Raw genomic sequence first — 1,449 nt, forward strand, 5'->3', positions numbered from 1 at the left:
CGTACTTTTTACCTCAGCCGCATCAGCATCCAGATCATCAACTGTGAGTAAGGTAACATAAACATCGGCAAAACCGAGGTCTTTGGCCACCACCACTTGATTCACTGTTACCATGCCAACCCGAGGGTCCTTCATTGAAGAACGAAGCAACTCTGCCAGATCGCGTTGCATTTGATCAGCAATACGATCTGTTCTTTTAAAATCTTGCGCCATTAACTACTTATCCCGCTAATCAAACTAATTACGAATCGAGTGTACGTTCAACAGAGATCTTATCGAAGACCTCAATCTTATCGCCCACTTTTACGTCATAGTTCTTAACACCGATACCACATTCAGTACCTGAACGAACATCATTAACGTCATCCTTAAAGCGACGCAATGATTCTAACTCGCCTTCAAAGATCACGATATCGTCACGCAATACGCGAATCTTCTTATTACGGTAGATCGTACCTTCAAGCACCATACAACCCGCAACCTGACCAAACTTAGGAGACTTAAAGGTGTCACGAACTTCAGCGATGCCGACAATCTCTTCTTTAAACTCAGGAGCTAGCATGCCAGTTAGAGCTTGCTTAACGTGATCAATAATATCGTAGATAACGCTGTAGTAGCGAAGATCCAGACCTTCTTCATCAATAATCTTTCTTGCAGAAGCATCAGCACGAACGTTAAAGCCAACAATTACCGCATTGGTAGTTAAAGCCAGGTTAGCATCAGTACCGGTAATACCACCGACACCACTACCCACGATTCTTACTTGAACTTCTTCATTACCAATGTCATTCAATGATGCCGTCAGCGCCTCCAAAGAACCACGCACGTCAGTTTTCAGAACAACGTTCAAAGTACGAACTTCATCTTGGCCCATATTGCTAAACATGTTCTCAAGCTTAGAAGCCTGTTGACGCTGCAAGCGATCCTTTCGGCTCTTCTCTTCGCGGAACTCAGCTACTTCACGTGCCTTTCGCTCGCTCTCAACAACAACAAACTCGTCACCCGCATCAGGCGTGCCATTAAGACCCAGTATCTCAACTGGAATAGACGGGCCTGCATCTTTAATTGGCTGACCATTTTCATCAAGCATCGCTCGAACGCGACCGTAACACATGCCCGCAATAACGATATCACCACCACGAAGTGTACCGTTCTGTATCAATACTGTTGATACAGCACCACGGCCTTTATCAAGGCTAGATTCCACAACAACACCTTTTGCCGGAACGTTCTTGGCAGCTGTTAACTCTAGAAGCTCAGCTTGAAGCAATACAGCATCAAGCAAAGCATCAATACCTTCACCGGTATGCGCAGAAACGTTTACAAACTGGACATCGCCACCCCAGTCTTCGGGGATAACTTCTTTCGTCGCTAGTTCATTTTTAACACGATCAGGATCTGCTTGCTCTTTATCCATTTTGTTTACCGCAACAACGATCGGCATATTTG

At 45.0% G+C, this 1,449-nt stretch carries 2 protein-coding genes; both read right to left on the reverse strand.

Annotated elements, in window-relative coordinates; genetic code table 11:
* Window positions 1-213, reverse strand: a 213-nt coding sequence (locus tag A3729_RS18265; protein WP_197475908.1) for a ribosome-binding factor A, incomplete at its 3' end; no start/stop codon positions are given.
* 28 nt (window positions 214-241) lie between these two features.
* A partial coding sequence (infB, locus tag A3729_RS18270) for a translation initiation factor IF-2 (RefSeq protein ID WP_068634169.1) occupies window positions 242-1,449 on the reverse strand: 1,208 nt, incomplete at its 5' end.

Source organism: Oleiphilus sp. HI0043, assembly GCF_001634935.1.